This is a genomic window from Corynebacterium doosanense CAU 212 = DSM 45436 (assembly GCF_000767055.1).
Classification (GTDB): domain Bacteria; phylum Actinomycetota; class Actinomycetes; order Mycobacteriales; family Mycobacteriaceae; genus Corynebacterium; species Corynebacterium doosanense.
Genome location: NZ_CP006764.1, coordinates 2,338,158 through 2,364,591 on the forward strand (window position 1 = coordinate 2,338,158; position 26,434 = coordinate 2,364,591).

Annotated in this window: 28 protein-coding genes and 1 pseudogene; 9 read left to right on the forward strand and 20 right to left on the reverse strand. The window is 68.0% G+C overall.

The window, feature by feature from the left end:
* The first annotated feature begins 13 nt into the window (after positions 1-13).
* Entirely contained in the window at positions 14-571 is a 558-nt protein-coding gene (locus tag CDOO_RS11435; protein ID WP_018022831.1) for a hypothetical protein, read from the forward strand.
* Here CDOO_RS11435 and CDOO_RS11440 read toward each other — a convergent pair.
* The 13 genes from CDOO_RS11440 to dacB all read right to left on the reverse strand — a co-directional run bounded on the left by CDOO_RS11440 (position 568) and on the right by dacB (position 12,476).
* Entirely contained in the window at positions 568-1,740 is a 1,173-nt protein-coding gene (locus CDOO_RS11440) for a globin domain-containing protein (protein WP_018022830.1), read from the reverse strand. The genes CDOO_RS11435 and CDOO_RS11440 overlap by 4 nt on opposite strands.
* A gap of 110 nt (positions 1,741-1,850) precedes the next feature.
* The gene (locus tag CDOO_RS11445; RefSeq protein WP_018022829.1) at positions 1,851-2,651 is read right to left on the reverse strand and encodes a pantoate--beta-alanine ligase; all 801 of its coding nucleotides are present in this window, start codon (positions 2,649-2,651) and stop codon (positions 1,851-1,853) included.
* Between the two features lie 4 nt (positions 2,652-2,655).
* The gene (locus CDOO_RS11450) at positions 2,656-3,357 is read right to left on the reverse strand and encodes a 6PGD fold domain-containing protein (RefSeq protein WP_018022828.1); all 702 of its coding nucleotides are present in this window, start codon (positions 3,355-3,357) and stop codon (positions 2,656-2,658) included.
* A complete protein-coding gene (locus CDOO_RS13370) occupies positions 3,354-4,382 on the reverse strand; it encodes a DUF6779 domain-containing protein (RefSeq protein ID WP_018022827.1) in 1,029 nt (342 codons plus the stop codon). The genes CDOO_RS11450 and CDOO_RS13370 overlap by 4 nt, the downstream gene beginning before the upstream one ends.
* A 10-nt stretch (positions 4,383-4,392) precedes the next feature.
* Positions 4,393-4,848 (reverse strand): DUF3180 domain-containing protein, encoded by a 456-nt coding sequence (locus tag CDOO_RS11460; protein ID WP_018022826.1) that lies wholly within the window; start codon positions 4,846-4,848, stop codon positions 4,393-4,395.
* Positions 4,845-5,333: a 2-amino-4-hydroxy-6-hydroxymethyldihydropteridine diphosphokinase gene (folK, locus tag CDOO_RS11465; protein ID WP_018022825.1), complete on the reverse strand. Its 489-nt coding sequence runs from the start codon at positions 5,331-5,333 to the stop codon at positions 4,845-4,847. The genes CDOO_RS11460 and folK overlap by 4 nt, the downstream gene beginning before the upstream one ends.
* Positions 5,333-5,722 (reverse strand): dihydroneopterin aldolase, encoded by a 390-nt coding sequence (gene folB, locus CDOO_RS11470; protein ID WP_018022824.1) that lies wholly within the window; start codon positions 5,720-5,722, stop codon positions 5,333-5,335. Before folB ends, folK begins: the two co-directional genes overlap by 1 nt.
* Entirely contained in the window at positions 5,722-6,564 is an 843-nt protein-coding gene (folP, locus tag CDOO_RS11475; RefSeq protein ID WP_018022823.1) for a dihydropteroate synthase, read from the reverse strand. The genes folB and folP overlap by 1 nt, the downstream gene beginning before the upstream one ends.
* A gap of 5 nt (positions 6,565-6,569) precedes the next feature.
* A complete protein-coding gene (folE, locus tag CDOO_RS11480) occupies positions 6,570-7,160 on the reverse strand; it encodes a GTP cyclohydrolase I FolE (RefSeq protein WP_018022822.1) in 591 nt (196 codons plus the stop codon).
* Positions 7,144-9,573 carry an ATP-dependent zinc metalloprotease FtsH gene (gene ftsH / locus CDOO_RS11485; protein ID WP_038573434.1) on the reverse strand — a complete coding sequence of 810 codons (2,430 nt, stop codon included), beginning with the start codon at positions 9,571-9,573 and terminating at the stop codon, positions 7,144-7,146. The genes folE and ftsH overlap by 17 nt, the downstream gene beginning before the upstream one ends.
* 127 nt (positions 9,574-9,700) lie before the next feature.
* Positions 9,701-10,288 carry a hypoxanthine phosphoribosyltransferase gene (gene hpt, locus CDOO_RS11490; RefSeq protein ID WP_018022820.1) on the reverse strand — a complete coding sequence of 196 codons (588 nt, stop codon included), beginning with the start codon at positions 10,286-10,288 and terminating at the stop codon, positions 9,701-9,703.
* Between the two features lie 14 nt (positions 10,289-10,302).
* Entirely contained in the window at positions 10,303-11,193 is an 891-nt protein-coding gene (gene tilS / locus CDOO_RS11495) for a tRNA lysidine(34) synthetase TilS (RefSeq protein ID WP_018022819.1), read from the reverse strand.
* Positions 11,193-12,476 carry a D-alanyl-D-alanine carboxypeptidase/D-alanyl-D-alanine endopeptidase gene (dacB, locus tag CDOO_RS11500; RefSeq protein ID WP_026159479.1) on the reverse strand — a complete coding sequence of 428 codons (1,284 nt, stop codon included), beginning with the start codon at positions 12,474-12,476 and terminating at the stop codon, positions 11,193-11,195. The genes tilS and dacB overlap by 1 nt, the downstream gene beginning before the upstream one ends.
* Before the next feature lie 69 nt (positions 12,477-12,545).
* Between dacB and CDOO_RS11505 the strand changes: the two genes are divergently transcribed.
* The 3 genes from CDOO_RS11505 to CDOO_RS11515 are packed head-to-tail and all read left to right on the forward strand — an operon-like array spanning position 12,546 to position 14,347.
* Complete coding sequence (locus tag CDOO_RS11505; protein ID WP_018022817.1) at positions 12,546-13,085, forward strand: inorganic diphosphatase; 540 nt, start codon at positions 12,546-12,548, stop codon at positions 13,083-13,085.
* Between the two features lie 14 nt (positions 13,086-13,099).
* The gene (locus CDOO_RS11510; RefSeq protein WP_018022816.1) at positions 13,100-14,035 is read left to right on the forward strand and encodes a serine hydrolase domain-containing protein; all 936 of its coding nucleotides are present in this window, start codon (positions 13,100-13,102) and stop codon (positions 14,033-14,035) included.
* 18 nt (positions 14,036-14,053) lie between these two features.
* A complete protein-coding gene (locus CDOO_RS11515) occupies positions 14,054-14,347 on the forward strand; it encodes a rhodanese-like domain-containing protein (protein ID WP_018022815.1) in 294 nt (97 codons plus the stop codon).
* Positions 14,348-14,511: 164 nt separating this feature from the next.
* On the opposite strand, the gene CDOO_RS11520 is transcribed toward CDOO_RS11515, so the two are convergent.
* On the reverse strand, positions 14,512-15,447 hold the full coding sequence (locus tag CDOO_RS11520) for a PDDEXK family nuclease (protein WP_018022814.1): 936 nt from the start codon (positions 15,445-15,447) through the stop codon (positions 14,512-14,514).
* A 101-nt stretch (positions 15,448-15,548) separates the two neighbouring features.
* On the opposite strand from CDOO_RS11520, the gene CDOO_RS11525 reads away from it, so the two are divergent.
* The 3 genes from CDOO_RS11525 to CDOO_RS11535 all read left to right on the forward strand — a co-directional run bounded on the left by CDOO_RS11525 (position 15,549) and on the right by CDOO_RS11535 (position 20,688).
* On the forward strand, positions 15,549-15,992 hold the full coding sequence (locus CDOO_RS11525) for a MarR family winged helix-turn-helix transcriptional regulator (RefSeq protein ID WP_018022813.1): 444 nt from the start codon (positions 15,549-15,551) through the stop codon (positions 15,990-15,992).
* On the forward strand, positions 15,992-19,849 hold the full coding sequence (locus CDOO_RS11530) for a Pls/PosA family non-ribosomal peptide synthetase (protein WP_018022812.1): 3,858 nt from the start codon (positions 15,992-15,994) through the stop codon (positions 19,847-19,849). The genes CDOO_RS11525 and CDOO_RS11530 overlap by 1 nt, the downstream gene beginning before the upstream one ends.
* A 176-nt stretch (positions 19,850-20,025) precedes the next feature.
* Positions 20,026-20,688, forward strand: coding sequence for an SDR family oxidoreductase (locus tag CDOO_RS11535; protein WP_018022811.1), 663 nt, complete (start codon positions 20,026-20,028; stop codon positions 20,686-20,688).
* A 61-nt stretch (positions 20,689-20,749) separates the two neighbouring features.
* On the opposite strand, the gene CDOO_RS11540 is transcribed toward CDOO_RS11535, so the two are convergent.
* From CDOO_RS11540 to CDOO_RS14410, 3 genes and pseudogenes are all read right to left on the reverse strand, one after another.
* The gene (locus tag CDOO_RS11540) at positions 20,750-21,760 is read right to left on the reverse strand and encodes a hypothetical protein (RefSeq protein WP_018022810.1); all 1,011 of its coding nucleotides are present in this window, start codon (positions 21,758-21,760) and stop codon (positions 20,750-20,752) included.
* Positions 21,761-21,908: 148 nt separating this feature from the next.
* Positions 21,909-22,994, reverse strand: coding sequence for an IS3 family transposase (locus CDOO_RS11545; RefSeq protein ID WP_245616269.1), 1,086 nt, complete (start codon positions 22,992-22,994; stop codon positions 21,909-21,911).
* A pseudogene (locus tag CDOO_RS14410) lies at positions 22,943-23,137 on the reverse strand (transposase); the annotation flags it as partial. The pseudogene CDOO_RS14410 and the gene CDOO_RS11545, both read right to left, overlap by 52 nt.
* A 98-nt stretch (positions 23,138-23,235) precedes the next feature.
* Between CDOO_RS14410 and CDOO_RS13375 the strand changes: the two are divergent.
* Complete coding sequence (locus CDOO_RS13375; RefSeq protein WP_018022807.1) at positions 23,236-23,817, forward strand: TetR/AcrR family transcriptional regulator; 582 nt, start codon at positions 23,236-23,238, stop codon at positions 23,815-23,817.
* A gap of 119 nt (positions 23,818-23,936) precedes the next feature.
* Here the strand turns inward: CDOO_RS13375 and CDOO_RS11560 are convergent, their stop codons facing one another.
* Positions 23,937-24,251 (reverse strand): hypothetical protein, encoded by a 315-nt coding sequence (locus CDOO_RS11560; protein ID WP_218916334.1) that lies wholly within the window; start codon positions 24,249-24,251, stop codon positions 23,937-23,939.
* A gap of 44 nt (positions 24,252-24,295) precedes the next feature.
* Between CDOO_RS11560 and CDOO_RS11565 the strand changes: the two genes are divergently transcribed.
* Entirely contained in the window at positions 24,296-25,396 is a 1,101-nt protein-coding gene (locus CDOO_RS11565; RefSeq protein WP_018022805.1) for a cytochrome b/b6 domain-containing protein, read from the forward strand.
* A 56-nt stretch (positions 25,397-25,452) separates the two neighbouring features.
* Here CDOO_RS11565 and CDOO_RS14535 read toward each other — a convergent pair whose 3' ends face one another.
* Together CDOO_RS14535 and CDOO_RS11575 are read right to left on the reverse strand one after the other, a co-directional pair.
* The gene (locus CDOO_RS14535) at positions 25,453-25,866 is read right to left on the reverse strand and encodes a type II toxin-antitoxin system death-on-curing family toxin (RefSeq protein ID WP_018022804.1); all 414 of its coding nucleotides are present in this window, start codon (positions 25,864-25,866) and stop codon (positions 25,453-25,455) included.
* Positions 25,866-26,432 carry a Panacea domain-containing protein gene (locus CDOO_RS11575; protein WP_018022803.1) on the reverse strand — a complete coding sequence of 189 codons (567 nt, stop codon included), beginning with the start codon at positions 26,430-26,432 and terminating at the stop codon, positions 25,866-25,868. Before CDOO_RS11575 ends, CDOO_RS14535 begins: the two co-directional genes overlap by 1 nt.
* Positions 26,433-26,434 lie beyond the last annotated feature (2 nt).

Below are 26,434 nucleotides of genomic sequence, written 5' to 3' on the forward strand. Positions count from 1 at the left end.
CGAGAATCGACGAATGGTCTCCGCGAGCAACACCTCGTCCATCGCCACCTCGACCGGCCGCAGCTGGGAGGACTGGGTTTCGCTTCTCGACGCCCGCTCAGCCCGCCTCCTGGATCACACCGCCATCGCCCGCCTGGCCCTGGAGCTCATGCCCACGGCCGCGCCGAATGAGGAGTGGTGGGCCCAGGGGGTCGCCGTGGCCTACGAGCAGCACGCAGGCCTGCGGGTTCCCGGGCAGTCCTGCGCGGGCGACTTCCGGGCGTCCGCGTCCCGCACTCTCCCCACGGACCGGGACGGCGCCGTCGCCGCGTGGCGCGAGCGGGTGGGTGATCTCACCGAGTTCAGCGACATTCCCCTCGACGGGGAGCCCACCGAGTCCCGCACGGAGAAGTGGTCCTACTGGCGCGCCCGGCTGGCCGACGGCTCCCGGATCACCGTCAACGCCACCGACAAACAACCGGGCAAGGCCGTCCTCAGCGTCGAGCACGCCGGGCTGTCCTCCGCGGAGGACGGCGAGCAGTGGCGCTCACATTGGAAGGCCCTGCTGAAGGAGCTTGCGCCCCGGAGTTAGTTGATCAGCCAGTCGTTGGGGCTGAACAGCTCGAAGTGCACGCTGGCCGGCGCCTTCTCCGCCGGCAGCTCCTCGATGCCGTCGCGGATGGCCTGGAGGAACACGTTGCCGCCGCAGAGGTAGACGTCCGCGCCCGAGAGGTCGTGCTCGGCGACGGTGACCAGGTCGCCGTCGTTGCGGAAGCGTGCCTCCACGGTCAGGTTGGTCAGGGACTCGGCGAGCTCCTCGGTGTGCGCCTGCTGCGCCCAAGTCTCGGTCGCTTCGTCGGCGTGCACGTAGAGCACCTTCCGGTCGTCCTCGGTGGCCGCGAGGTGAGCGAGCATGCCCACCATCGGAGTGGAGCCGATGCCCGAGGACATGAGCACGACGGGCCGGTCCCCCTCCTCCAGCACGAGGTCGCCCGCCGCGAGGCTGGCCTGCAGGCGGTCGCCGACCTCGACGTGCTCGTACAGGCGGTGGGAGACCTCGCCGTCGATCTGCACGGCGATGCGGTAGGCGGAGGCGTCGCCGCCGATGATCGAGTACTGGCGCAGCTGCCTGGCCCCGTCCTCTAGCTCCACACGCACGGACGTGTACTGCCCGGGCTGCGGCTCGCTGAGGTCGCCCTCCAGCGTATAGGTGTAGACGCGGTCGGAGAGCTGCTCCTTCGCGGTGACGGTGACATCGCGGAAGACGTCGCCATTGACAACCCCGTCGGAGGCGTAGAGGTCCTTCTCATGCTTGATGAGCACGTCGGCCATGAGCCAGTAGACGGCCGACCATGCCTCGCCCACCTCCGGGGTGACGGCGTCGCCGAGCACGTCGGCGATGCCCGCCATGAGGTTGTCATGAACGATGGGGTACTGGTCCTCGCGGATGCCCAGCGAGACGTGCTTGTGGGCGATGCGGTCGAGCAGCATGACGGGATCGGGGGCGTTGTCGTCGACGAGCATGGTGGCGAACGTGGCGACGGACGCCGCCAGCGCCTTCTGCTGCTCGCCCGACTTCTGGTTGGCGCGGTTGAAGGTGTCGCGCAGCAGCTCCGGGTGAGCCGAGAACATCTTGCCGTAGAAGGAGTGGGCGATCTTCTCGATATTCTCTCCGACCGCGGGAAGGGTGGCCTTGACCAGCTCCTCGTGCTCGGGACTGAGGTGGCGTGCCTTGGTGTCGGGTGTGGAGGTGACGAACATGGTGGAGTTCTCCTTCTCGGAAGGTGGGTGGATGTGCCCTCCCCGCCTTCTCGGCGGGGAATAACTACGACACTAACCGTGCTAATTGCCCACGCCTTCCACCGGGGGGCTCACTCCAGGTTCTTGAACCCGATCCCCATCGGCGCACCCGCGTTGTCCAGCAGCCGCACGCCGCCGACGGTGGCCGCGACCAGCAGTCGGGCATCACCCTCCTCGGGCGCAGGGCCAAAGTCCAGTCCCCGCAGCTCCAGGTACTCCGGCTCCACCCCGGCCGCCGCCAGCACCGAAGCCGCCGCCTCAAGCACCCGGTCGGCGCCGTGCTCGGCCGCGTGCGCGCCCGCCGTGAGCGCGGCCGACAGCGCCAGCGCCTGCTCCCGGGCCTCCTCGGCGACCCCGGCATTGCGCAGCGACACCGCCAGACCGCCCGGCATGCGCACGGTGGGAACGCCGTGGAGCTCGACCCCGAGGTGGAGGTCGGCAATCGCTCGTCGTAACGCGACCGTCAGCTCGTAGTCCTTCTCCCCCACGATGACGTCGCTCGGGCGCAGCGCGCCGAGCAGGGCCACCAGGCGGGTGAGATCCCCGGTCAGGGAAGGTTCCAGCCCGCCGGAGAACTCGACCATGACCCGGGGCGCGCCGGCGGGCCAGAGGTCGGCGTCCGTGACCCGCCACACCACGTCCACACGCTCGCGGGCGAAATCCTCGGGCACGTCCTCGCCCTGCCAGGCGACCACGACGACCGCGCGGGGCAGCAGGGTGGCCGCGCGGATGAGGGAGATGTGGCCGGCATGGACGCCGTCGCGAAGCGGGACCAGCACGACGGGGCGCCCGGTCTTGCGCATGGCCGAACCGAGCATGCGGATCCGCTCGAGGGAGTCAATGACGGTGGCCCGCCCGAATTCGAAACTCATGGGGCTAATTGTCTCCCATGGCCCACAGTTCCACGTCGTGGGCCCCGGTTTGCTCCGCAGCCCGGCGCGCCAGATCCCGAAACACCCGCGCGGTGCCCGGATCCTCGATGGCACGCTGCTGCGCCGCCATGCCCGCCGGGCCGCGGACCGGGTCGAGCGGGCGTTCCTCGCCGAATCCGCCGATGATCTCCAGGGCACGTTCCTCGTTGCCGATTGCCTCGGAGAGCAGGAGGAAGGCGTCGTTGCGCAGGGTGGCCTCGAAGCTGCGGTAGGTCAGCGCCGCGGCGAGGCGCAGGCGCTGCGTATCGGGCACCATCAGGGCCTGGCCGCCGAGCTCGCCGACGAGCAGCTCCACGATGGTCTCCCCCAGTTCATCGGCCGCGCCGACCGCCCACAGGTCGTCGGTGAGCGGGTGCGCCGCGCAGACCACGGCTCCGGAGGTCTCCAGCGAGTCGAACACCTGCGTGCCGTGCCCGGCGGAGGTGTGCAGGAAGATCTGCCCCGGGCGCGCCCGCGCGGACATGCCCTCGATGACGTCCTCCAGACGATTGTCCGGCACGGTGATGACCACGAGTTCGAACTGCGTGGCGTCCTCGACGTCGGAGAAGTACGTGACGTGGTGACCGATCTCGCGCAGCTGGGGGCCGAGATCGAGCAGCTCGGTGTCGTCGGCGAAGATCCCCGCGTTGAGGCGGGGCGCCCTCACTCCTGACCCTCGCTGGATTCCTTCCTGAGGTTCTTCATCAGGTCGGCGACGGAGACGCCCGTGTTGTTCTCGTCCCGGCGGCGACGGCCTCCGCCGCGGGTGGGCGCGGGTTCGGCTTTTTCCGCTTCTCGACGGCTGTTCTCCGTGATCAGTGCGGACAGCGGATTCGTGCCCGACTGTCGGAAGTCCTGGCGTCCGACGCGGCCGGCGACGGCTTCCTCGCTGGGCGCCCCGGTGGGGCGGCGGTGCGAGCCGCCGGCGGGGGCTTCGCCGTTGTCGGGGACGACGCCGTGCTCGGCGGTCTCGGCGCCCGACGGCGTGAACGGGTTGGCCGGACTTACCGGCCCGCGCGTGGGCAGGCCCCGGCCCGAGGTCTCCTCGTCCACCGGCGCGGACGCGGCACGCGGGGTCTCGGGCTCCGGCGCGACGGGCTCGGGCTCGGGCGCGACCGGCTCCGGCACGACGGACTCGGGCTCCCGGGCGGCGCGTGCCTCCCTTTCGGAAGCCATCTCCTCAGCGACCCGCTGGTTGGCCGCGCGCGCCTCCACCTCCATGATGCGTTTGGCCTCGGCGCGGATGGCCTCGGGCTCGTAGTCGAAGCGGTAGCCGGAGAGCTCCTCCAGCTGGGCGCGCAGGCCGGCGATCTCCTCCCGCAGCTCGACGAGGATCTGGGTGTTCAGGCCCTCGTCCCCGGCGGCGGCCGGGTTGGCGGCGGGGGCGGCCTGCGCGCGCGCCTGCTCGAGCTCGGCGGCGTGCAGCTGCCGGGTGAGAGCGATCCGGGCGTCGGCGTCCTTGACCTGGGCGCGGTAGCGGTAGACGAGGAAGAACCCGATGATCGCCGCCCAGAGCGCCGCGAGCAGCGCAATCTTCAGTGCGTTGTTGCTGTCGGTGAACAGCATGACCACGCTGGCCAGGACCGCCACGACGATGAGAAGAATGAGCGCGGTCTGACCCGAGCCGCTCCCCGTGGCCTGTTCCTGCCCGTTGTCCTGGGTGTATTCACCGGCGAGGTTCTCTTCGTTCATGTGCACCACCTTAACTAACTGTTTGCCCGTCAAGGGGAGGCGGCGCTTCGCAATGTCGCTCGAGTACGACGCCGGCTACGGACAGCGCGAGCGATCCGAGCGCGGCGGCGAGGACGACGGGTGCCTCGTCCTGCGCGGCGGCGAGGATCCCGGCCTGCGGGATCACGTAGGTGGCCACCCCGCTATAGAGCCCGCCGAGCACCGCGCCGGTCCACGCCGAGGCCTTGCCCACGATCATCATCCGGGCCACGGTGATGGGGTCGAGCTGGGTGCGATCGAGCCCGATGTCTGCGCGCCTGACCAGGAGGATGAGCACCACGACCACGGCGACCAGCAGCCACACTGTCACCGCCCCGGCGGCGGGAATGGGCGGGAAGGAGCCGTAGAAACGCCAGGTGAGGATGCCGAACGCCGCCGCCAGGAAGACGAAGGTGCCGGCGAGCGCGCCGAGGGAGGTCCGGTTCACGGTTCCACCACCCGCACCGCGGCGACCTCGGCGGGAGGCAGCTTATCGACGATCCCTTCCACCGACTCCCCCGCCAGGGTCGCCCCCGGATCCGCGGCCAGCCAGGGCACCAGCACGAAGGCCCGGGCGTGCGCGTGCGGATGCGGCACGGTGAGTTCCTCGGTGTCGCAGTCGATGGGGTTGCCGGCGTCGTCGAAAAGCGCGACCACGTCCACGTCGAGCGTCCGGGGCCCCCAGTGGCGCACCCGCACGCGGTGGGCCTGCTGCTCCAGCCGCTGGCCGCGGCGCAGCAGCTCCAGGGGCGATTCGTCGACGTCGACGATGAGCACGGCGTTGAGGAAGTCATCCTGGTCCTCGACCCCCCACGGCGGGGTGGCGTAGACGGGTGATTCGGCGACGATCTGGCCGGCGAACTCCTCGGAGACCGAGCGCAGCAGCGCCCACTTGTCGTCCATGTTGGAGCCGATGGACAAAACGGCGCGCATCAGGCGTTCCTGAAGCGGGGCGAGGACTTGCGCGAGCGCCGGGCCACGACCGCGACGTCGGCGAAGCTCAGCGGGATGGGGGCGTGCGGTTTATGGATGGTGACCTCGACCGCGTGCAGCACGTCGTAGCGCGCGAGCGCCGCGTCGGCGATCTCCGCGGCGACCGTCTCGATGAGCTGGCGCGGCTCGCCCGTGACGGCGTCGTGGGCCAGCTGCGCGAGCTCGGCGTAGTTGACGGTCTTGGTCAGGTCGTCGGTGGCGGCGGCCTCGGCGGTGTCCAGCCAGCAGGTCAGGTCCACGGTGAAGGACTGCCCGTGCTCGGTCTCGTGCGGGAGCACGCCATGGTGGCCGTAGGCGACCAGGCCGGTGAGTTCGATGCGGTCTGCCATCAGTTTTTTCCTTTCCAGAGCGCGGCGACGTCGACGGCGTCGCGGGAGGCGGCCACGTCGTGCACACGCACTCCCCATGCTCCCAGGTGGGCGGCGAGCGCGCTCACCGCGTGGGTGGCCGGGTCGGGATCCGCCGCCATGCCCCGGTCGGTGCGCAGTTGGGCGAGGAATCGTTTCCGGGAGACGCCGACGAGGAGGGGGAAATCGCCGTCGATAAGCGAGGGCAACCCACGCAGGATCTGCCAGTTCTCCTCGGCGGACTTGGAGAATCCCAGGCCGGGGTCGATGAGGATGTTCGAGGCATCCACGCCGGCCTCGATGGCGCGGCGCGACAGCTGGGTGAGCAGCTCGGCCACGTCGGCGACCACGTCTTCGCCGTGATCCGCCACGCCCGAGGCCTCCCCGTAACCCCGGCCCTCGGGGGTGCGCCAGTGCATGAGGCAGACCGGAACCTGCGCGTCGGCCATGACCCGGAACATGTCCGGATCCGCGAGGCCGCCGGCGACGTCGTTGATCATGGTCACGCCCGCCTCGGCGGCGGCCGCGGCGGTGGAGGCACGCATGGTGTCCACCGACGTGGCGATCCCCTCCTCGGTGAGCGCCCGGATCACCGGGACCACCCGGGCCGCCTCGAGGTCGGCCGGGACGCGCGTGGCGCCGGGCCGGGTGGATTCGCCGCCCACGTCGATGATGTCCGCGCCCTCGGCCACGAGCTCTCGGGCGTGCGCGAGGGCGTCGTCGACGGCCAGCCACTTTCCCCCGTCGGAGAAGGAGTCCTCGGTGACGTTGACGATCCCCATGACCGCAGCGCGGCCGGGCGGGGTGAGATCTGCCAGAGCCATGACGGTCAGTCCCTGATGAGGCTGAGGACCTCGGCGCGCGAGGCCGCGGAGCGTTTGAACCCGCCCCGGACAGCGGAGGTGGTGGTCATCGCTCCGGGTTTGCGGATGCCCCGCATACCCATGCAGAGATGCTCGCACTCGATGACGACGATGACCGACTGCGCCTGCAGCTTCTCCTGGATCGCGTCGGCGATCTGCGAGGTCAGCCGCTCCTGCACCTGCGGGCGTTTGGCGTAGAGGTCCGCCAGCCGCGCCAGCTTGGACAGGCCCGTCACCCGGCCCTCCCTGTTGGGGATGTAGCCGATGTGCGCGTGGCCGTAGAAGGGCAGCAGGTGGTGCTCGCACATGGAGTAGATGGGGATGTCCTTGATGAGCACCAGCTCCTGGTGGTGCTCGCTGAACGTGCGCTCGAGCACCTCCGTCGGGTCCTTGTGCAGGCCGGCGAAGTTCTCCGCGTAGGCACGCGCCACCCGGGCGGGCGTGTCCTGCAGTCCTTCGCGGTCAGGGTCCTCGCCCACGGCGATGAGCAGTTCGCGGATGGCGGCCTCGGCGCGGGGGGCGTCGAAGTTCTCGGGGAACTCAACCTCGCTGATCATCGGTGCCCTCCTGGGTCGGGTCGACGACGCGCGGCATCTCCGAGGTCTCGTCGGCCTCGGAGATCTGCGCCTCCTCGCGGCGTTCCTCGTGGTCCGGGCGCTCGTTCTCGGGCAGCTGGAAACCGCGCGGCGCCGCGTTCTCGTCGTAGTTCTTCATCCCGGGGTGTTCGGCGTTCTCGGGCTTATCGACGTGTTTCTCCGGCGCGTTCGTCGGGGCAGCGTAGGGGTTGTCCTGGCCCTTAGGCGGCCAGCCTGGAACGGTCCAGTCCGCGGGCGGCGGGGTGCCCTGGTAGTGCGGCAGGTCGGCGCTCGCCGCGGTGGAGCCGCCGGATTCGGGGCGCTGGTGCCGCCCGCCGCTCTTCGTCGGCGGGCCCACCTTCTGCTGCTCCTCGGCGGCCTTCTTCGCCTCGAGCTCCTTCATGCGCTTCGCACGCGCCTCGCGGGAGGCCTCGAGCAGGCTGTACTTCTTGGGCGGCTCCTCGCCGCGCTCCCTGGCCAGCTCGACCGGGGTCTTCACCGGCTCGCGGCCCTCCTGGCGGGGGAACTCCTCCTTGAGGTCCGGGTAGATGTTGCCCACCGGCTGGGGTTCGATGTCGGTGAACAGCGCCTCCAGGTCCGGACGACGCAGCGTCTCCTTCTCCAGGAGTTTCTCGGCCAGGCGGTCGAGGTGGTCGCGGTGCTGCGAGAGGATCTCGTAGGCGCGCACATGCGCGTGGCGGATGAGGTAGGCAACCTGCTCGTCGATACGCTCGGCAACCTCCATGGAGTAGTCGAGGGTTCCGCCGCCGCCGGCGCCGGAGAAGGGATCACCCTGCTCCTGGCCGTACTTGATGGGCCCGAGCGCCGGGGACATGCCGTACTCGGTGATCATGGCGCGGGCGATCTTGGTGGCCTGCTCGATGTCCGCGGAGGCGCCCGTGGTGGGCGAGCCGAAGACAACTTCCTCGGCGGCGCGGCCGCCCATGGCGAAGACAAGGCGAGCGTAGAGCTCGGACACGGTGTACATGCCCTTGTCGTCCTCCTGCGCCGTCATGGCGTGGCCGCCGGTGCGCCCGCGGGCGAGAATGGTGACCTTGTACACACGCTCGATCTCCTGCAGCGCCCACGCGGACAGGGTGTGCCCGCCCTCGTGGTAGGCGGTGATCTTCTTCTCCTGCTCGGAGATGATCTTGCCGGAGCGGCGCGGGCCGCCGATCACGCGGTCGGTGGCCTCCTCCAGCGCGTCGGCGGTGATGATGGTGCCGCCGACCCGCGCGGTGAGTAGCGCGGCCTCGTTGACCACGTTGGCCAGGTCGGCGCCGGACATGCCCGCGGTGCGTTTGGCCAGCGAGTCGAGATCGGCGTCGGGGCCCATGGGTTTGCCCTTGGAGTGCACCTTGAGGATCTGCCGGCGCCCAGCCAGGTCCGGCGCGGTGACGGGGATCTGGCGGTCGAAGCGGCCCGGGCGCAGGAGCGCCGGGTCGAGGATGTCCGGGCGGTTGGTCGCGGCGATGAGGATGACTCCCTCACGGTCGCCGAAGCCGTCCATCTCCACGAGCAGCTGGTTGAGGGTCTGCTCGCGCTCGTCGTGGCCGCCACCCATGCCGGAGCCACGCTGGCGACCGACGGCGTCGATCTCGTCGACGAAGATGATGCAGGGCGAGTTCTCGCGGGCCTGTTTGAACAGGTCACGCACGCGCGAGGCGCCGACGCCGACAAACATCTCCACGAAGTCGGAGCCGGAGATGGTGTAGAAGGGCACGCCCGCCTCACCGGCGACGGCACGCGCGATGAGGGTCTTACCGGTGCCGGGAGGGCCGTAGAGCAGCACACCCTTGGGGATCTTCGCGCCGAGTTCCTCGTAGCGCGAGGCGTCCTGGAGGAAGTCCACCACTTCCTGGAGCTCGTCCACGGCGTCGTCCGCGCCGGCGACGTCCTCGAAGGTGTTGGTGGGCATGTCCTTGGTCAGCTGCTTGGCCTTGTTGCCGCCGATGCCAAACATGCCGCCCGCGCCACCCTGCATGCGGCTGATGAAGAAGAACAGCAGGCCGAAGAGGATGAGCATGGGCAGCAGGAATCCCAGCATGCTCATGAGGAAGGAGTCCTGGGTGACGTTGGTGTCGTAGTCGACTCCCGCGTCATTGAGTGCGGTGGTGATCTGCTCCGTCGAGCGCGCGGGGTACTGGGTGATGATCTCCGTGACCCCGTCGCGCTCGTCCACCGTGATCGGCTCGGCCAGGGTGATGCGCAGGCGCTGCTCCCGGTCGTCGACCTGCACCTCCTCGGCGTTGTTCGCCTGGATCTGTTCCAGGGCGACGGAGGTGTCCACCCGCAGGTGACCGCGGGTCTCGTCCGTCAGCGCGGAGAGCACGAACAGCGTGACCAGGACGACGGCCGCTACGAGGCCGATCTGGAGGATTCTCTTGTTCTTCATCAGTGAGGCAGCCACCGCGGCCCTTTCACGAGGACGCGGTGCATGACCTTTCAGCTCGGGGAACGGTGGTGGGTCGCCTCTTTAACGCCCGGCGCGGCGCAATCGTTCCAGCGAGTCTAACGCGGGGTTACTCGCCGCCGTAGACCCGCGGGTGCAGGGTGCCCACGTAGGGCAGGTCGCGGTAACGCTCGGCGTAGTCGAGGCCGTAGCCGATGACAAACTCGTTGGGAATGTCAAAGCCGACGTCGTAGAGGTCGACCTGGGCGGTCTGCACCTCGGGCTTGCGCAGGAGGGTGACCACCTTGAGCGAGCGGGGCTGGCGGCCGCGCAGGTTCTTCATCAGCCAGCTCAGCGTGAGGCCGGAGTCGATGATGTCCTCGACGATGAGCACGTCGCGGTCGGCGATGTCGCGGTCTAGGTCCTTGAGGATGCGCACGACGCCCGAGGAGGACGTGGAGTTGCCGTAGGAGGACACGGCCATGAACTCCATCTCGGAGGGGATGGACAGCGCGCGGGCGAAGTCGGTGAGGAAGAACACCGCGCCCTTGAGTACGCAGATGAGGATGAGGTCATCGTCGGCGTCCCGGTATTCCTCGGACACCTTGTCGGCGAGTTCCTGGATGCGGGTGGCCAGCTGGTCCTCGGTGATGAGGATCGACTCGACGTCGTCGCCGTACCGGTGCGGGGGGACGTTGAGATCCTTGTGAGTGTGCATGACATTCCTCTGCTTTAGGGCTCCTGCGGGATGACAGCCAGTTTGCCACCGATCCGCCGCACGTCCAACCGCCGCCCGGCCGCGTACCCGGCGGCCACTCCGCCCTGGCCGTGCCAGTCAGACACGAGCTTATCGACGCCCGTGACCACCGCACCCGTCACCGCAAACCCCTCCGCCCGCAGCCACGCCGCGATCCGCCGGCGCCGCAGCGGCTCCGGCTGGGCACCGAGCTCCAGGCAGTCGTCGGTGCCGGGCCCGGCGAGCTCGTCGAGCAGCGCGTTGTCCGCGGCCGTGCGCGCGGCGGCCTGGGCCAGGGGCGCGACGGCGTCCCCGCCGATGAGCTCCCCCAGCAGCGGCAGCACCTGCTGGCGCACCGCCACCCGTCGAAACGCCCGGTCCTGGTTGTGCGGGTCCTCCCAGTACGCCAGGCCCAGCTCGTCGCACGCGCCGACGGTGTCCGCCCGGCGGATGCCCAGGAAGGGGCGGTGGATCTGGCCGTTGCGCGCGGCCATGCCGCCGGGGTTTCCGCGCAGTGCGGCGAGCAGCAGGGTCTCGGCCTGGTCGTCGAGGGTGTGGGCGACGAGGACGGGTCGGTCGCCGGCGGCGTCGATGAGCGCCGCGTAACGGGCGGTACGGGCCTCGGCCTCGAGGTTCTTGGCACTGACCTGAACTTTTCTGATGTTTGCTGCTGCGCCGAGATCCCGCGCCTGCGCGGCCGCGCGCTGCGCGACCTGCGCCGACCCCGGCTGCAGCTGATGGTCGATCACCACCGCCTCCACGCGGGCGCCCTCCGCGACGAGCGCCGCGGTCAGAGCCAGGGAATCCGGGCCCCCGGAGAGCCCGACCACCACGTCCTCGTAGCCGCGGGCCGCGCGCCTGCAGGCGAGGAAGTGTGGGCTGCGCACTAGTGCTCCCGCAGCGCCGAAGCGAACTCGTCGAGGGCCTGCCGGCCTTCGAGGATGTCGGAGCCGTTGGAGAGCAGGGCAAAGGTGTACACCCGCCCCGACTGCGCCGTGACCGTTCCCACCAGGGCGTTTGTCCCCGTGAGCGTGCCTGTCTTGGCGCGCACCCAGCCGCGACCGGGCAGATCCGCGTAACGAACCTCCAGGGTGCCGTCGCCGTGCGCGACCGGCAGCGTACCCAGCAGCGGGCGCAGCCGATCGCCGGTGGCGGCCGCGGTGACCAGGTCGCTGAGCAGGCGCGGGGCGATGAGGTTGTGCTCGCTGAGTCCGGAGTTGTCCGCCAGCGTGGTGCCGATGGTGTCGAACCCGGCCTCCCGCAGCGTGTCCAGCGTGGCCCGCGTGGCCGCCTCGGGCGTGTTCCCCGCCCCGCGGTCGATGGCCAGCTCCCGGCCGATGGCCTCGGCCATGACGTTGTCCGAGTGCAGGTTGGTCTGCTCGATCCGCTCCTCCAGGGTCGGCGACTCGGTGGTGGCCAGTACCTGTGTGCCCTCCGGCGCCGGGCCGACGGCGACGGTTTCTGCGCCGAGGCGGGCGGCGAGCTCCGCGGCCACGTCGAAGGCCGGGGTGTGGCTGCGGGGGACGTCGCCGGTGGTCTCGCCGAGGCGTCCGCCGTGGATCATCGCCGGCTGCAGCGGGGCGATGTAGCCCTCATCGATGTTGCCGTCGACCCAGCCGGGGAGGTACTCGTCGCCGCTCCACACACTGGTGTCGATGCTCACCTGCGTCACGGGCCCGGGAATCTGTTGGGCCAGGGCGTCGATACGCTCCGGGGTCAGCCAGACGTCGCCCGCCGCCCGGATGACCACGCTGCCCGGGACCGGCCCGGCGACGACCTCGGTGGTCAGCGTCTTGTCCGGGTCCATGTGCAGGATTGCGGCCGAGGTGGTGAGCAGCTTCGTCGAGCTCGCCGGGGTGAGGGGGTCGGCCGGGCGACGCTCCCACACCGTCGCGCCGGTGGTGGTGTCGATGACCTTGCCGTGCACCGTGCCCAGCGCCGGGTTGTCCGCGAGCTGCTCCAGGGTTGCGTTGAGCGCGGCCATGTCGACCGGTTGCACGTCGGTGCCGGCCGGGGTGGCCACCGGCTCGGGCTCGGCGATGGTGAAGGGCTGACCGTGGTCGAGGCCCTCGTACATCTGGTGCACCTGCACCCCGACGACCGCGGTGGCGCCGACGGCCACGGCCAGCACCCCGCCGGCCACGCCGACTGCCACGTTTTTAGCTCTCATCGCCGATAACACTAGCGCGGGTATGCTTCAGTGGTTGATAGATCCCCCCTAGCGAAGGAGCCGTTCGAAGTGAGCAAGTCCGTAGAAGTCATCGTCGAGATCCCCAAGGGTTCGCGCAACAAGTACGAGGTCGACCACGAGACCGGTCGTGTCTTCCTCGACCGTTACCTCTTCACCCCGATGGCGTACCCCGCCGACTACGGCTACCTCGAGAACACGCTGGCTGACGACGGCGACCCGCTCGACGCCCTCATCATCTCCCCCGAGCCCGTCTTCCCGGGCGTCGTGGTCAACTCCCGCATCGTCGGCGTGTTCAAGATGACCGACGAGGCCGGCGGCGACGACAAGCTCCTCTGCGTCATCGACGACGTGCGCTTCGACGACTACCAGGAGCTCGAGGACATCTCCCAGTTCACCCTGGACGAGATCGAGCACTTCTTCATGCACTACAAGGACCTCGAGCCCGGCAAGTCCGTCAACAGCGCCGGCTGGGGCTCCCGCGAAGAGGCCGAGTCCATCCTCGACGCCGCCCTCAGGGCCTACGAGGCCGAGGGCCACAACGAAAAGGAAAACGTCGAGGAAGACATCGACGCCAAGACGGAGAACTAAGGGTTTCCCGTACGGTGGCCCCGACGATTGACGGAGACGTCGAGCTGGCTGAGCAGGCCATTGACCTTCTTCCCGCAAAGAAGGTCTCTGCGTTTTCGGTGGCAGCACTTGCCCCGGGACTGGGACTTCGCCTGGCTGCCGTCGGAGCCCCGCTAAACGGAACCTTTGAGATCGGTTCAATCAACAAAGCGATCACCGGCATGCTCTACGCGGACGCCGTCGATCGGGGCGAGGTTAGCGGGTCCACTGAGCTCCGGGAGGTCTTCGATCTCGGACTCACTCCCGCAGGCTCCGTGACGCTCGACGAGCTTTCACAACACCGCTCGGGCCTGCGTGACGACGTCCTCAACCCGCTGCAGCGCGCCCGAGTGATCCTCGATCTACTTCGGGCGAGGAACCCGTATCACGGGGACGTGGAGGACCTGGTCAGGAAGCTTCGTAAGGCTCGTTTGACTGCCCCGGTACCGACTTACTCGAACCTGGGTTTCGCAGCTCTTGGGCACGCAGTGGCACAGCGAACGGGCCTGAACTACGCAGAACTCCTCGACCGTTCGTTCCCTGGCCTAGACAAACGCGGGTCACACCCCGTTCAGGGTCGCGACGAGGCAGGGCGTTCGCAGGAACCATGGGACGATCTCGAGTTTTATCCAGCAGGCGGAATCAGCACTGACATCGGGGCCATGGGCGACTACGCCGGATCGCTTCTGGATGGCTCAGCTCCCGGCATGTCCGCCCTGACACCGACCGCGCGGTTCGATTCAGGCACCCACATCGGCGCGGGATGGCTGACCTCCCAAGTGGACGGGCATACGCTTACCTGGCACAACGGCGCCACCGGCGGGTTCAGCTCTTGGATCGGTCTAGACCGCCCCGCCAAGCGAGCGGTCGTGTTGTTGGGAGCCACATCCCATCCGATGGACACGACGGGCGAGCGACTCCTATTGGCCTGATCCGTTAGGGTGGCCTGCATGAAAAACGTCACCGTCACCGAAGTCCCCGCCGACGCTCAGCTCATCGACGTCCGCGAACCCGATGAATTCGCCGAGGTCCACGCCCGCGGCGCCGTGAACGTCCCGCTCTCGGAGTTCATGGAGCGCCACGGCGAGATCGACGACACCCAACCCGTCTACGTCATCTGCAAATCTGGCGGGCGTTCTGCGCAGGCCGCGCAGTACATGGAAGGCGCGCTCGGGATGGAGGACGTCATCAACGTCGAGGGTGGGACCCAGGCATGGGTCAGGTCGGGGCTGGCGACGGAGTAGGTCGGGGGCCTCGGGCTGGGGCTCAGGCTGGCTCGACTGGCCCAAAAGGCTATCTCTCGAATAGCTTCCTTCGGACACTTTGTGCCCACGAAGTGTCCGAAGGAAGCTATTCGAGAGATAGCAGGAGAGCCGCTCAGGCGAACGCCCGACGCCCCCCAAAACCCTTACGCCGACGCCCCAGCCTCCCGCCGACGCAGTGCCTCGAGAACCATCGGCACAAAATTGCCCCGCGCGAGATCCTGATAGCTGACCCGAAGCATCGTCCACCCGGCGTTGACGATGAGATGTTGACGCTGCGCCTCCTTGCGGGGAGACTGGTTATCCCCGTCGTATTTCACGCCACCATCGAATTCGACGATGAGCCAGCCGTTGATCACCATGTCCACCCGGAACGTGCGGTTCGCGACGTCGATACTCACTTGTAGCCGCACCGAGGTGATTTCGGGCAATTGGGCCTGCCGGAGCTGCTCCCTCCCCCAGGTTTCCAAGGGGCTCTCGCTCCCCTTCCTCGACATTGCGAGAAGATTGCGGACGCGGGTTTTACCGTGATACCTGCCCGAGCCGAGGATGTCGCAGTAATGGAGATCGTCGGGCCCGGGGATCACGTTTCGCAATGAGTCGATGGCTACGAGGGCTTCGAGTTCGCTGTCGCGGATGGCGATGTCCCGCACCGCACGCCAAGGCGTCGCCAGCCGGTAACCATCCAGGGCTGTGTATTCAGATTCTGGAAGCAGTGTGTTGAAGTAGCGGACGTTCTCACCCCACCGATCCATCGAGCTCGCCCTACGCTCCCCCGGAAGCAGCAGGTCAACCACGCCATCCGGCTCGATGCCGTGGACGCCGATGCCCCACAGCCGCGCCGCATGACGCCCGGTCACGACTGACGATCGGCAGGCGCGGGCAACCGCCGCGGCGCGCAGCCATTCCACCTCCCAGTCCCCCAGCCCGGCCACGACCCGGCGCGGAATCGCAACCTCCGGGGTGAGCAGCACATAATTGCTTGGCGACGCCCAGTAGTCGCCGTCCCCAGCTAACCTTGGCAGATAGACGAGTTCGTTGACATCAGGTGGCAGCTTCAGCGGCGGCAGCACAAGCCCCATGCCCCCTTAGACCCGCCCAACCAGCCCAAGGTTCCCCACCCAATTAGTGGGCCCATCCCCATAATTCGCGTCAGCCACAATAGCCCGGTACCATCAGCATCATGAACGCCATCCCCGATGCCCTCCTGGAGTCCCCCTCCTTCCAGATCGAGCGCCTGCGCCGCCGCACCCGCGATGAGGTCGAGCAGGCCCTGGCCACCAAGGACGCCACCCTGCGCGAGCATTGGGTGTTGGCCTGCCTCATCGGCCAGGACGCCGCCAGCCAGTCAGCACTCTCGGAGACCCTGGCCATTGACGCCTCGGACATGGTTCGTCTCGTCGATCAGCTGGAGTCCCACGGTTGGGCCAAGCGCGAGCGTGACCCGCAGGATCGCCGCCGCCAGATTGTCACGGCGACGAAGAAGGGCCGGAAGGCGCACGCGGAGCTCACCGAGCTGGTCACCGAGGCGGAAAACAATGCCCTGGATAGTTCGACGAATAAGCAGCTCAAGCATCTGCGCAAGCTGGCGTCGTCGATCCTCGATGCGGATGAGGTGGCCAGCTAGTGGTTCCCTGCCAGTACCTGCGCCGCGACGACGCGCCCGCGCCGCGCACGCTCTACGACATCCTCGCAGCCACCGCCCAGCGGTATCCGGATGCGGCGGCGATCGATGACGGCGAGATCATCACCTACGCCGAGCTCATGGAGACGGTCGACGCCTGGGTGACCGAGCTGCACCGCGCGGGCCTGCGCCGCGGCGACAAGGTCGGCATCCGCATGACGTCGGGCAAGCGCGACCTCTACCTCGCCATTCTCTCGACCCTCGCCGCCGGCGCCGCCTACGTTCCGGTGGATGCGGATGACCCGGAGGAGCGCGCGGAGCTGGTGTTCGGTGAGGCGCGTATCGACGCCCTGTTCACCGACGACGGTTTCCGCATGCTCGTCGAATCCCAGGAGCGTTCGGACACAGACCGCCCCCACCTCACCGACGACGCGTGGATCATCTTCACGTCGGGCTCCACGGGCAAGCCCAAGGGCGTGGCTGTGTCCCACCGTTCCGCGGCGGCGTTCGTCGACGCGGAGTCGGAACTTTTCCTGCGCGACAACCCGCTGGGCCCCGAGGACCGGGTGCTCGCCGGCCTGTCCGTCGCATTCGACGCCAGCTGTGAGGAGATGTGGCTGGCCTGGGGCCACGGCGCCTGCCTGGTACCGGCCCCGCGCTCGCTGGTGCGCTCGGGCATGGACCTGGGCCCGTGGCTGATCCGCCGCGACATCACCGTCGTCTCCACCGTGCCCACCCTGGCGGGGCTGTGGCCGGCGGAGGCGCTGGACGACATCCGCCTGCTCATCGTCGGCGGCGAGGCGTGCTCGCAGGAGCTCGTCGAGCGCCTGGCCACCGATGACCGGGAGATGTGGAACACCTACGGCCCGACGGAGGCGACGGTGGTGGCCTGCGCGCAGCACCTCCACCCGAATCTCCCCGTCGGGATCGGCCTGCCGCTGGCGGGCTGGGATCTGGCGGTCGTGGATACGCAGGGCCAGCCCGTGGCCATGGGCGAGGTCGGCGAGCTGGTCATCGGCGGCGTCGGGCTGGCTCGTTACCTGGATCCGGCGAAGGACGCGGAGAAGTACGCGCCGTTGGAGTCGCTGGGCTGGGAGCGCGCGTACCGCTCGGGCGACCATGTGCGCCTGGAGGTCGAGGGCCTGTACTTCGTCGGGCGCGTGGACGATCAGGTGAAGATCGGCGGCCGGCGTGTCGAGCTCGGCGAGGTCGAAGCCAACGTGGCGTCGCTGGACAATGTCTACAACTCCGCGGTCGCCGTGCAGACCACCGGCGGCGATCAGAAGGTGCTGGTCGGCTACGTCTCCCTCGACGATCCCGAGCTCGACTTCGATCACGCCGAGGCCCATGAGCGCCTCACCGAGACCATGCCCGCCGCGCTCGTGCCGCGCATCCATGTCATGGATGAGCTGCCCATTCGCACCTCGGGCAAGGTGGACAAGAAAGCACTTCCCTGGCCGCTTCCCGACGTCGGCATCAACGAAGACGCCGGCCTCACGGCCACCGAGTCCTGGCTCGCCGGGCTCTGGGTGGACAACCTCGGCGTCTCGGTCGACGGCCCGGACGCGGACTTCTTCTCCCTCGGCGGTTCCTCGCTGGCAGCGGCCACGCTGATCGCCAGCATCCGCGAGCGGGTTCCCACCCTCGCGGTGCGCGACCTCTACGACCACCCGCGCCTCGGTGCGCTGGCCGAACACGTGGAGAACGTCGCGGAGCTCTCAGGGATCGAACTTGGTGGGCAGGCGAGCGTCGAGAAGCGAGACGTGAAACCCGTCGGTGCCGGCACCCGCCTGGCACAGACGCTCTTCCAGATCCCAGCTATGACCATGGCAGCCACGGGTCCGCTGGCGTGGCTGCTGCTCATCAGCAACGTGGTGCCGGCGCCGTGGGCGATCGACACGCCGTGGTGGCTGGTCATCGCCATGCTGCTGGTCTTTGTCACGCCGCTGGGGCGCCTGCCCCTCGGTGCGCTCGGCGCGCGGCTGCTCACCCGCGGCATCACCCCGGGCGACTACCCGCGCGGCGGTTCCGTGCACCTGCGCATCTGGGCCGCGGAACGCTGGTCGGACGTCTCCGGCTCGCGCGAAATCGCCGGATCGACGTGGGTGAACAACTACGCCCGCCTGCTCGGCGTGCAACTGGGCGAGGGCGTCGACCTGCACTCGCTGCCGCCGGTGACGGGCCTGCTCACCCTGGGCAACCACTCGGCCATCGAGCCGGAGGTGGATCTCAAGGGTTACTGGCTCGACGGTGACATCCTGCACGTCGGAGCCGTCGAGATCGGGGCCAACGTGCGTGTCGGCGCACGCTCCACCCTGCTGCCCGGCACCGTCATCGGCGCGAACGCGCACGTCGAGGCCGGCTCCACCGTCGTCGGCGGCAAGGCCGTTAAGGCGGGTTCGCGCTGGTCCGGCTCCCCCGCGGTCAAGGTGGGCCGCTCCAAACACCGCTTCCCCGACCATCACCCGCCGCGTAGGCGCCACTGGGCGTGGATCTACGGCGCGACCTCGGTCGGCCTGGCGGTCCAGCCGCTGGTCTCCGTCGGCCTGGCCATCGCCGCGGTGCTCGGCCTGGTCACGCTGACGGGCGGCAACGTCTACGTCGGCGCGCTGCTGTTCGCCCCGCTCGGCGGGCTCATCGCCTTCGCGCTGTACATGGCGCAGACCTGGCTCGGCGTGCGGCTGCTCTCCGCGGGGCTCGCGCCGGGCGTCGTGCCCGTGCGCTCCCTGCGCGGTTGGCAGCTGTGGACCATCGAGCGCCTCATGGACGACGCGCGTACCAGCCTCTTCCCGCTGTATGCGGGCCAGCTCACCCCGTGGTGGATGCGCTCGCTCGGCGCGACGATCGGGCGCGACGTGGAGATCTCCACCGCGGTGATGATCCCCAAGCTCACCGAGGTCAAGGACGGCGCGTTCCTGGCCGACGACACCATGGTGGGCGGCTACGAGCTCGGCGGCGGCTGGATGCTCACGGGTGAGACGAAGATCGGCAAACGCTCCTTCGTGGGCAACTCCGGCATCACCGCGCCGGGCCGGAAGCTGGGCAAGAACTCCCTGGTGGCGGTGCAGTCCTCCACCCCGAAGAAGGCCAAACCCGGCGCGAACTGGTGGGGTTCCCCGCCGGAGCGCATGCGGCGTGTCGAGGCCTCGATCGGCGAGGGCGACGCCCTGACCTACCGCCCCGGCACCAAAGTGAAGGTGGCCCGCGGCGTCATTGAGACGATGCGCCTGCTCGCCCCCATGTCCTCCGCGATGCTGCTCGCCGGCGTGTTCTCCGCGATGCACTGGATCTACGCCCACTTCGGCCTCGCCGCCGCCTGGCTCACGGCCGGGCTGGTCTACATGGCCGCGGGCGCGATCGCCGTCGCGGTGTGTGTCGCGGCCAAGTGGATCTGCGTCGGGCGACACAAGCCTGGCGATCACCCCCTGTACAGCAGTTTCGTGTGGCTCAACGAGCTGCAGGACACGTTTGTGGAGACGCTCGGCGCGCCGTGGTTCTTCAACCACGCCATCGGCACCGGCGAGCACAACCTGGCCATGCGCCTGCTCGGCGCGAAGATCGGCCGCGGCGCGTGGGTCGAGTCCTACTGGCTGCCAGAAACGGACCTCTGCCACATCGGCCGCGGCGCCACCGTCGGCCCCGGCACCGTCGTGCAGACACACCTGTTCCAGGACCGTGTCATGAGCCTGGGCCCGGTATCACTTCTCGACGGCGCCACCCTCGCCGCCCACTCCGTCGCCCTGCCGGCCAGCGAACTCGGCGACGGCGCCACCGTCGGCCCCGGCTCCCTGGTCATGCGCGGCGACCGCGTGCCCGCCGCCACCTCCTGGCAGGGCAACCCGATCGAGCCGGTGCTGTAGCTGGTCCGTCCCAACAGCCCTAGATCCCGGAGCCTTAGGCATTCGCCCTCTAGACAAATAGAAGGCCTAACCCTGTCTAACCAAGTCCGACTCCCCTAGGGCCGCGCAGGGAATACTCCTCCCCCACCCCGGCGTTGAACCATGGTGAACGCACCCCGGATACGAAGGAGCACATCATGGCAAAGATCGTCATCGTCGGAGGACACGGAAAGGTTTCGCTGCTGGCGGAGCCGCTGCTGGTGGGAAACGGCCACGAGGTGGACGCGATCATCCGTAAGCAGGAGCAGTCGCAGGAGATCACGGACACGGGCGCGCACCCGGTCGTCCTGGACATCGAGAACGCCTCCATCGACGAGCTGGCCGGCGCCTTCGAAGGCGCCGACGTGGTCGTCTGGTCCGCCGGCGCGGGCGGGGGCGACGTGAGCCGCACCTACGCCGTCGACCGCGACGCCGCCGCCCACACGGTGGAGGCCGCCAACAAGGCGGGCGTGGACCGGTTTGTCACGGTGTCCTGGTTCGGCGCGCAGGCCGACCACGGCATCGACCCGGAGAACGACTTCTGGCACTACGCCGAGGCCAAGTACTCCGCCGACCGCTACGTGCAGGCCAAGGCGAAGAACTGGACCATCCTCGGCCCGAGCACCCTCACCGAGGACGACGGCACCGGCGCCGTGGAGATCGCGCTGCCGGACAGCAACGTCGAGCACGGCGAGGTCGCCCGCGCGGACGTGGCCGCGATGATCGCGGCGGTCGTGGAAAAGCCGGAGACCGCCGGGAAGTACATCAACTTCAATGGCGGCGGAACCCCGATCGACCAGGCGCTCGACGCCCTGAAGTAACACGCACAAAGCAGCGGCCCCCTTCTCACCAGGAGAAGGGGGCCGCAACTTTTGTCAGAACCTACGCGGCAGCGCGCCGGTTGCGCACTCCCCCGACCGCGATGAGCAGCGCGCCGACGAGCATCCACACGCCGAGCACGGTCCAGGAGTGCCCGCCGTGGTGGTTGTCGAAGTAGCTGATGGAACGCAGCAGGTAGCCGGCCGCGCCGATGGGCATGTACTGGCCGATCATGCCCCAGGGCTGCGGCAGCCACCACCAGCCGGTGGCGAGTCCGGACAGCGGGTTGGAGATGAAGATGGTCAGCACCGCGCCGAGGCCCACGCCGGCCATGCCGAGCAGCGATCCCAGGCCAGTGACCACGAGAGACGTCGCGGCGATGCCGCAGGCCAGGGCCAGCGCCTCGAGCCAGAAGTCGCCGGTGAGCACGCCGTAGCCGTGGTGCAGGATGGCGGCGACCACGAGGCCACCCAGCGCGGCGATGCCCAGCGCGCCGACGAGTTTGTGCCAGGGCTTGCCCTTGAACAGGGTGGTCATGAGCGCGGCGGAGATCATGCCGCCGAACGCCAGCGGCAGCCCGAGCGCGTTGAGCCCGGAACCCTGCGGATCGTCCTGGCTGTACGGGGCGACCTCGACCATCTGGACGTTGAGTCCCAGCGCCTGCATTCCGCCGGCGAGCTGCTGCATCACGGCCGGGTACGGCGCGCCGTTGCCCGCCGCGGTGTAGATGGTGGCCGTGCCGGTGGCGGGGTCCATGGTCAGGCCTCCGATGGCGTCTCGCTTCTCGACGGCCCCGCGCACCTCATCGTCCGAACCCACCGGGTCGAAGGAAAAGGCGTCGGGGTTGGCGGCGTTGGTGGCGTCGGAAAGCTGGGTGACCACCGGATCCGGCGCGGAGATGGCCACGGGCAGTTCGTGCGGGCCGGAGGCGAAGTTGGGGGCGAGGAACGCGAAGAGCATGAGCGCGATGACGCAGGGCAGCAGGAGGACGATGCCGGCGATCTTCAGCCAGTCGTTTCCTTCGCGGGACTCGCGCCCGGAAGCGGCGGGTGCCTCGGAGACAGGGGTGGACATGGAGGGGGCTCCTCGGTGTTGGACCAATCCGGAACGCTCTGTTCCGATAGCGTAGTGGAGCATAATGTTCCACTATCCCCGCCGCAACCCAGAGGTCCGGGCAGGTGTTATGGTGAAACGGAATGAAGCGTCCTGGTTTTCGTTCCGCTTATTGAACGCCCAACGGGTGGGCGTGTGATTGTTGATAGTAGGCGTCTTCCATCTCTTGTGGAGTGATGTATCCCAATGACTCGTGCAGGCGATGGTTATTCCACCAGTACACCCAGCGAAGGGTCGCGATCTCGACTTCCCCAACCGACGCCCACGGCCGGTGGGGATAGATCAGCTCGGTCTTGTATAGACCGTTGACCGTTTCCGCCAACGCGTTGTCGTAGGAATCGCCGACGGTGCCAACGGACGGATCAATCCCAGCTTGAGCAAGCGCCTCACTGTAACGAATGGACACGTACTGCGAGCCGCGGTCGCTGTGATGGACAAGTCCTTCAGCACGGAGATCACCTGCGTGATAAAGAGCATGCTCAAAAGCCTCAAGAGGCAGCTCATCGGTGCGCATGCTCGCCCTGGTGGCAACCCCGACAATCTTGCGGGAGTACGCATCGGTGATGAACGCGGTGTACGCAAACCCCGACAGGGTACGCACGTAGGTGATGTCAGCGACCCACAGCCGGTGCGGCGCTGACGCGGTGAAGTCACGATTGACCAGATCAGGACGACAATCCGGGACATCAGCCCGAAGCGTTGTGATCGGAGTGCGGCCCCTTCTGCGGCCTTGGATGCCGGCGAGTTTCATCAACCGTGCCGTCTGATCACGACCGATGTCCCAGCCGGCGCGCTGCATGGCCTTCCACATCTTGCGTACCCCGTACACGCTGAAGTTGTCCTCGAAGACTTTCACCAATTCGGGGATAAGCAGCGCGTCTGACAAGCTCCTGGCCGACGGGGCTCGTGTTTTCGCTGCTCGGTAGCCACGAGAGGTGATAAACCCACATTCTGTCTGCCTTAACGTGCGACAGATGGCCTCGACCCCGAAGCGATCGCGATACGTGTCGATGTATTCGATCATCTTCTGGTGGGACGGTCGAGTTCCGCTGCGAAAAAAGCTGAAGCGGTCTTCAAGATCTCGTTTGCCCTGCGCAGCTCTTTGTTCTCTTGCCGCAGACGCTTCAGTTCGTCGTCGACCGACTCGCCAGTGCTCCGCTGAACGTCGGGGGACGCTTTGACAGGTTTCAACCAGTTGTTGAGCGTGTGCGCCGAGACGCCGAGCTTCTCGCCGATCTCCTCCGCCGCCGCCCACTTCGAGCACCCCTCAAGCTCAACGAGCTCCTCGGCTAACCGCACCGCCTTGTCCTTGAACTCGTCACTGAACTTCCTAGGCATGGTCCAATCCTCCTCTAGAAACGATCGGAACTAAACCCAGGACACTTCAGAACGGTTCGCTCCACAACGTCGATAAGCCACACCCCGGGAGGCACAGCATGCGCAAGGACGCCCGCGCCAACCGTGCCGCCCTCCTCGACAGCGCCACCCGACTCATCGCCGAGAAGGGCGCCGACGTCTCCCTGCGTGAGATCGCCCGAGACGCCGAGGTCGGCGTGGCCACCGCCAACCGCAACTTCCCCGACCGGATCACCCTGTTCCGCGCGGTCATCGAACACGGCTTCGCCCGCCTGTCCGCCGTGCTCACACCGGATACCGCCGCCTGGGACGACGACCCGTGGCAGGCCTGGTGCGACACCATCCACGGGGTGCGCGACCAGAACCTCTCCGGCCTGGCCGAGGCACTCGTCGGCCACATCGCCCTGGCCCCCGAGGCCCTGGGGGACGTGAACACCAAACGCGGGCGCATCATCGCCATGGTCTCCGAGGTCTTCCAGTTGGGGGTCACCCACGGTTTCGCCCCGGCCGACCTCTCCCCCGTGCGCTTCTACCTGGGCCTGGTCACCGCGTCCCGGCCACTGCCGGCCCTGGCCAGCGCTATTGACCCGGAGGCGCGCGAGTGGCTCACCGACATCTACATCGCGGGCCTCAGGGCACAGGCGGCGGACAGCGCGCCTTAAGACGCGCGGTGCGGCTTCGCTTATCGACGCCCCCCTGCCCACCCTTTCGTGAATCTAAACCGCCCTCGCCCCGCCGTGGAGAGGGCCCGGGCGAGACCCCGCACGTAAAGTAAGCGCCATCATGACTGACCCGAAGACTCCGGCAATCCCTCCCGCAGCGCCCGCAGCGCCCGCGGGTGTTCCCGCTCCGCCGCAGGTTCCGGCACCGCCGAGCCAGGCTGCACCGGCTCCGGCTGCTCCCCCGGTCCCGACGCCGCCCGCCAGCGCGGCCCCTGCTGCTCCGTCGGTTCCCACCCCTCCCGGATCGACCCCGGCGGCTCCCCCGGCACCTCCGGTTGCCGCTGCTCCGGCAGTTCCCGCTCCACCTGCGCCTCCGGCACCGTCGGCTGCTCCGCCTGCTCCCCCGGCTCCCCCGGTTCCCGCGGCTCCGACACTAACTCCACCCAATCCCCCTCTCCCGCTCGGAAATTCGGGTGCTTTGGGTGGAGTTAGTAACCCGCCTCCTCCGCCCGGTTCGGCCACGGCCCCTGGCAGCTCGAAGCCCGCCGCACCTAGCGGAGTCAGCACACCACCGCCTGCCGCTGGCTCGTCACCGGCCACGACCAAGGCACCGGCAAAGTCCACCTCCGCCAAGGCCACCACCCCGGAGCCCAAGAAATACGGCCGCTTCACCGCACGTCAGTGGATCATCGGCTCCGTCCTCGGCCTGCTCGCCCTCATCGCCGCCGCGGCGCTGGTCGCTGTGGCCACGCGGTGGCTGCTGTCCACGGGACCTGGCGCGGACTTCATCGCGCGCTACCCCGGCCACCCGGAACTTCCGGAGGACACCCCGGTGGGCCTGCCCGCGTGGCTGAGCTGGCAGCACTTCCTCAACATGCTGTTCATCGTGCTCATTCTCAAGTCGGGCCTGCAGATCCGCAGCGAGCGCCGTCCGGAGGCCTACTGGACCCCGAAGTTCGGCAACGGCAAGAAGATCAGCCTGACCACGTGGTTCCACCAGGCGGTGGACATCTTCTGGGTGCTCAACGGTTTCATCTACATCGTGCTGCTGTTCGCAACCGGCCAGTGGAAACGCCTGGTTCCCACGACGTGGGACGTCTTCCCGCACGCGCTGTCGGCAGTCCTGCAGTACCTCACGTTCGACTGGCCCACGGAGAACGGCTGGATCCACTACAACGCGATGCAGCAGCTCACCTACTTCTTCACCGTCTTCATCGCCGCCCCGCTGGCGATCATCACCGGTCTGCGGATGAGCACGCTGTGGTCGGCGAAGTGGACGCGCCTGAGCCGCGCGCTGCCGTTGAAGATCACCCGCAAGGTGCACGTCGGCGTGATGGTCTACTTCCTCGTCTTCGCCGCCATCCACGTCATTCTGGTGACCTTCACGGGTCTGCTGAGCAACCTCAACCACATGTACGCCGGGCGCGGATCCGCCGACCCGACCGAATACGCCCACGACTGGACCGGGTTGATTGTCTTCCTCGTGTCCGTCGCCGTCATTGCTGCTGCGGCGTACTTCGCCCGGCCGGTGGTTCTGGCGCCCGTCGCCAAGCATGGCGGCGAGGTCACCGGGCGTTAGTCGCCGATCTGCTCACCAGCTGTCTAACGGCGGCATTGCCTCGAGACGGACCGCCTCTAACTCCATTCCAGAAGTTGGCTCGCTGCGATTCGGATGAGATCTCCCTGGTCCTCGTCGGACTTTGTAACTCTCTCGACGAAATCAATCGCCTCCTGAGGGCATTGCGGGCTAATGCTTATTTCCCCAATACCGAGGTACGTCACGCAGAGCAGGAAGGCCGTCCTTTTGTTTCCGTCGACGAACGCGTGCGCCTTGGCAACTTTAATGAGCAGGGCAGCTCCACGGCTGTAGACGTCCGGGTAGGCAGGCTGTCCGATGACAGATTGGAATACCGCCCCAATTGCGCTTCGGAGCGCTGCTTCGTCACGCAAACCGAACCCAGCGAAGGGTTCATCCCGCGACGCGCAACCCCGGTTTATCTCGAGTGCCTCCCGCACCAAAAGAGACACCATGACCTGTTCCCGGTCCATCAGATGAGCGCAAGGCCTCGCAGTACCTCACGGTGCGTGATCTCCGCCTGTCGACGGACTCGGGAAAGTTCATCAGCACTAAACGGGGGCAGAGTCGCAGGGGCATCCGGCTTGGGATCTTCACCCCACATCCGCTGGGTAAATTCCTTGCGGATATCGGTCTGCTGAATGACCACCGAGCAGGCCGCCTCGGGCGGAAGATCTCCGCGCGCGTTTTGCCATGCAGGACCGTGGCTTTGATCGGACAACCCGTCTGCCCCGAAAGCTGCCACACCCTCATAGAATTCAACAACGTTCGCGATAAGCTCACGCTCATAATCGCCAAGGTTGTCCGAGCTTCCAGTGTCGATGGAGTCGATGCGATTGCCGGTCGAGCGACTGTGCTGGCGCAATTCCGGACTTACCGGGCCGTACTTCCACGCTTCCATGGGTTGCGTGAACAGCGGCTGGCCAACCCACGTGGAATGCCAACCTTGGGCGAAGTAGCAGAGCTTGTAAAGTTCGATTTTGGTCAGCCCAGGCCGAAGCTGGACGATGCTCTGAGCGACATCGAAAATGGTTGCCATCT

What these genes read in the sequence shown, in the direction of transcription:
- CDOO_RS11435 (WP_018022831.1), top strand. Translation starts at nt 14, where the DNA reads ATGGTCTCCGCGAGCAACACCTCGTCCATCGCCACCTCGACCGGCCGC.
- CDOO_RS11440 (WP_018022830.1), bottom strand. Translation starts at nt 1,740, where the DNA reads ATGTTCGTCACCTCCACACCCGACACCAAGGCACGCCACCTCAGTCCC.
- CDOO_RS11445 (WP_018022829.1), bottom strand. Translation starts at nt 2,651, where the DNA reads ATGAGTTTCGAATTCGGGCGGGCCACCGTCATTGACTCCCTCGAGCGG.
- CDOO_RS13370 (WP_018022827.1), bottom strand. Translation starts at nt 4,382, where the DNA reads ATGAACGAAGAGAACCTCGCCGGTGAATACACCCAGGACAACGGGCAG.
- folK (WP_018022825.1), bottom strand. Translation starts at nt 5,333, where the DNA reads ATGCGCGCCGTTTTGTCCATCGGCTCCAACATGGACGACAAGTGGGCG.
- folB (WP_018022824.1), bottom strand. Translation starts at nt 5,722, where the DNA reads ATGGCAGACCGCATCGAACTCACCGGCCTGGTCGCCTACGGCCACCAT.
- folP (WP_018022823.1), bottom strand. Translation starts at nt 6,564, where the DNA reads ATGGCTCTGGCAGATCTCACCCCGCCCGGCCGCGCTGCGGTCATGGGG.
- folE (WP_018022822.1), bottom strand. Translation starts at nt 7,160, where the DNA reads ATGATCAGCGAGGTTGAGTTCCCCGAGAACTTCGACGCCCCCCGCGCC.
- ftsH (WP_038573434.1), bottom strand. Translation starts at nt 9,573, where the DNA reads ATGAAGAACAAGAGAATCCTCCAGATCGGCCTCGTAGCGGCCGTCGTC.
- hpt (WP_018022820.1), bottom strand. Translation starts at nt 10,288, where the DNA reads ATGCACACTCACAAGGATCTCAACGTCCCCCCGCACCGGTACGGCGAC.
- dacB (WP_026159479.1), bottom strand. Translation starts at nt 12,476, where the DNA reads ATGAGAGCTAAAAACGTGGCAGTCGGCGTGGCCGGCGGGGTGCTGGCC.
- CDOO_RS11515 (WP_018022815.1), top strand. Translation starts at nt 14,054, where the DNA reads ATGAAAAACGTCACCGTCACCGAAGTCCCCGCCGACGCTCAGCTCATC.
- CDOO_RS11520 (WP_018022814.1), bottom strand. Translation starts at nt 15,447, where the DNA reads ATGGGGCTTGTGCTGCCGCCGCTGAAGCTGCCACCTGATGTCAACGAA.
- CDOO_RS11525 (WP_018022813.1), top strand. Translation starts at nt 15,549, where the DNA reads ATGAACGCCATCCCCGATGCCCTCCTGGAGTCCCCCTCCTTCCAGATC.
- CDOO_RS11535 (WP_018022811.1), top strand. Translation starts at nt 20,026, where the DNA reads ATGGCAAAGATCGTCATCGTCGGAGGACACGGAAAGGTTTCGCTGCTG.
- CDOO_RS11540 (WP_018022810.1), bottom strand. Translation starts at nt 21,760, where the DNA reads ATGTCCACCCCTGTCTCCGAGGCACCCGCCGCTTCCGGGCGCGAGTCC.
- CDOO_RS13375 (WP_018022807.1), top strand. Translation starts at nt 23,236, where the DNA reads ATGCGCAAGGACGCCCGCGCCAACCGTGCCGCCCTCCTCGACAGCGCC.
- CDOO_RS14535 (WP_018022804.1), bottom strand. Translation starts at nt 25,866, where the DNA reads ATGGACCGGGAACAGGTCATGGTGTCTCTTTTGGTGCGGGAGGCACTC.
- CDOO_RS11575 (WP_018022803.1), bottom strand. Translation starts at nt 26,432, where the DNA reads ATGGCAACCATTTTCGATGTCGCTCAGAGCATCGTCCAGCTTCGGCCT.